This window comes from Streptomyces sp. NPDC032198 (genome assembly GCF_040636975.1).
Classification (GTDB): domain Bacteria; phylum Actinomycetota; class Actinomycetes; order Streptomycetales; family Streptomycetaceae; genus Streptomyces.
In genome coordinates, this window is sequence record NZ_JBEZVL010000042.1 from 1 (window position 1) to 3,452 (window position 3,452).

At 70.8% G+C, this 3,452-nt stretch carries 1 protein-coding gene; it reads right to left on the reverse strand.

Annotated elements, in window-relative coordinates; translation table 11 throughout:
• On the reverse strand, positions 1–3,344 hold a 3,344-nt coding region (locus tag AB0E78_RS41790; protein WP_361844943.1), incomplete at its 3' end, for a type I polyketide synthase.
• Positions 3,345–3,452: the final 108 nt, after the last annotated feature.

Below are 3,452 nucleotides of genomic sequence, written 5' to 3' on the forward strand. Positions count from 1 at the left end.
ATCACCGTCACGCCACCGGCCAGCGCGACGTCACACTCGCGCTGGCGCAGCGCGGTCACGGCCAGGTGCAGGGCCACCAGCGAGGACGAACACGCCGTATCCACCGTCACCGCCGGGCCCTGCAGCCCCAGCGAATACGACACCCGACCCGACAACACACTGCTCGCGCTGCCCATCGAGCCGTACGCGTCGAGCGCACTCAGGTCATGCTTGTGGAGACGGTCATAGTCCGACCCCATCGCACCGAGGTACACACCGGTGTTGCTGCCCTCAAGGGCTTCGGGACGGAATCCGGCGCGTTCGAGGGCTTCCCAGGAGGCTTCCAGGACCAGGCGTTGCTGGGGGTCCATTGCCTGCGCTTCGCGTGGGGGGATCCCGAAGAAGTCCGCGTCGAATTCCTCGACGTCCTGAATGAATCCGCCGGTACGCGCATAGGTCTTGCCCACGGCCTGCGGGTCGGGGTCGTACACGTCCCAGCCGTCCCACCGCGACGGGAAGCCCTCGATCGCATCCCCGCCCGAGGACAACAACTCCCAGAACTCCTCCGGCGTCCCCACCCCACCCGGCAGCCGACACGCCATCGACACGATCGCGACCGGATCGTCGTCCTCGTCCGCAGCCCGTACGACAGCGTCGGCCTCGGCGGGCAGCGCTGCCTGTGACAGGTCCATCCGTTCCAGCAGGAACTCCGCCATGGCAGCCGGGGTCGGGTAGTCGAACGCCAGTGTCGCGGGCAGGGGAACCTCGGTTTCCTGCGAGACCCGGCGCCGCAGTTCCACGGCCGACAGAGAGTCGAGGCCGAGGTCCCTGAGCACCTGCTGCGCCGACACCGCACCCTCGTCCGCAAGACCCAGCACGCTCGCCGCCGCCGACCGCACCAGCAGCGTCACCGACTCCCGTCGCTGGTCGGGGGAGAGCGCTGCGAGCCTGCCGCGCAGACCCGAGGGCGAGAGTGCCTCACCCGCGTTCGCCTGCCGCAGGCGCCTCCTGACCAAACCGCGGAGCAGCGCCGGTACCTCGTCCTGGCCACGGTGCAACGAAGCAAGACCGAGCCGCACGGGAACCAGATGCCCCCACGTGTCCGTCGCCAGCGCCGCGTCCAGTGCCCGTAGTCCCTCGTCCACGGACAACGGCTCCACGCCCATGCGCCGGATCCGGGTCAGCTCGGCCTGGCCGAGCTGCGCGGTCAACCCCGTTCCCGCCTGCTCCCACAGTCCCCAGGCCAGACTCCTGGCGGGCAGGCCCGCGTGCGCACGCCACATGGCGAAGGCGTCGAGGAACGCGTTGCCTGCCGCGTACGTGCTCTGACCGGCACTTCCGAACACTCCGGCGAGCGATGAGAACATGACGAACTCGGACAGCGCATGGTCCCGGGTGAGTTCGTCCAGATGCAGCGCGGCGTCCAACTTCGGAGCGAGTACGCGCTCCAGCCGCTCCGTGTTCTGGTCGTGCAGCAATCCGTCGTCCAGCACACCGGCCAGATGCCATACCGAGTCCAGATCGTCGATGGAACCGATCAGACCGGCAAGGGCTTGCCTGTCGGCCACGTCACAGGCCACGATCCGTACGCTGTCGGCCCCGGCGCCCGTGAGTCCGGCGAGTTCGGCGGCGAGGTCAGCGGCCCCCGGGGCCCGCTCACCCTGACGCGAGGTCAGCACGAGGCGCCGAACCCCACGGGTGCGCACCAGATGCCGGGCGAGCTCGCTGCCCAGCTCACCGGTTCCTCCGGTGATCAGCGCCGTTCCCTCCGACAACGGAGTTGCCGAGGTTGCGTCTCCCGGCTCCGGCTCCGGCTCCAGCTCCGGCTCGACCGCGATGAGCCGCGCGACCCGGATCTCTCCTCCCCGTACCGCGATCTCGGGCTCGTCCGTGACGGACACGGCCCTGGCGAGCGCGGCGACATCCTCGGGTCCGGAACCGGCGTCCACCAGGCGCAGCGATCGCAGCGGGTACTCGGCGCGCGCGGCACGCAGTAGACCCCACAGGGGCGCCGATGCGAGTTCGACGGTCTCGCCCTCGTCCACGGACAGCGCGTGACGGGTCACCCAGACCAGTTCGGTCCCGTCAAGCCGGGACTCGGCCAACAGAGCCTGTACGACGTGCAGTGCGGTGGCGGCGGCCTTGCGCACCGCGTCCGCCAGATCACCCGGGTCCTGCGTGGTGGCGTCGACGACGAGGCGGGCCGGTGCCTCGTCCCCGGCATCGAGCCGGGCTCGCAGATCGTCCACGTCGGTGACGCACTGTCCACCGATCACCGGGGCGAGATCATCGGAGCCGCCCAGGACCCAGGTCTCGGCCGGCGTTTCGCGCGTCGTGCGGGGAAGCTGGAAGTCGAGCCGGTAGAGGTTGCTGGCCGTGCGCTGCCGCAGCTGCTGCTCGGTCGCTGAACGCAGAACGAGCCCCTCGACGTACGCCACCGGGTCGCCGTGGGCATCCGCCAGCCACAGCCGGGCCTCGGATGACGCTGGGTCCAGCTCGATCCGGACGCGGAGTTCGGTCGCCCCGGTGGCGTACAGCTCCGTTCCGGTCCACTCGAAGGGGAGCGACACCCGCGCGGTGTCGCCGTCCAGCACGGATATCGCGTGCAGCGCCGCGTCCAGCAGCGCCGGATGCACGGCGAAGCCGCCTGCCGCCGCGCTCTCGGCCGCGGCTTCGGGCAGGCGGACCACGGCGTAAGCGGTGTCGCCGGTGCGGGAAAGCTCCACCAGGCCCTGGAACGCGGGTCCGTAGTCGATGCCGCGCTCGCGCAACTGGTCGTAGACCCCGTCCAGATCCACTGACGTGGTGCCCGCCACCGGCCAGCTCCGGAGGTCCCGGAACCCGTGGCCGTCGGGGTCGCCGACTGCCAGGTGGGTGAGTTGGGCGGTGGCGTGGGTGGTCCAGGGGGTGTCGGGGTGGGTGTCGGGGTCGGGGTGGGTGTGGACGGTGACTTGGCGGTGTCCGTTGCCGTCGGTGCCGCTGACGGCGATCTGAATCCGCAGCGGCCCGGTTTCGGGGAGGACGAGGGGGGTGGTCAGGGTGAGGGTGTTGATCCCGGTGGCGTCCACGCGTTCGGCGGCGGTGAGGACCATGTCCAGGATTCCGGTGCCGGGTAGCAGCGCGGTGCCGAATACGCGGTGGTCGCCCAGCCAGCCCTGCGCGCCGTCGGTGGCGTCGATCCTGCCGGTGAGGAGCAGTCCGTCGTCGTCAGCCAGCGGAGTGGAGAGCGTGAGCCAGGGGTGGCCGAGCCCGTCCGCGCCCCAGGCCGAGGGGTCGGCCGGGGCACCGCCGGGGGTGGGGAGCCAGTGGCGTCGGCGGTCGAAGGCGTAGGTGGGGAGGGTGGTCTCCACCGAAGTCTGCGGCACCGCGTACTTCCATGGCCATGTGTCTGCGTGGGTGAGTCCGGCGTGGACCCATGCGGAGAGTACGTCGGTGGTGTCGGCGTGGTTGCGGTGGGCGGTGGCGACGGTGGT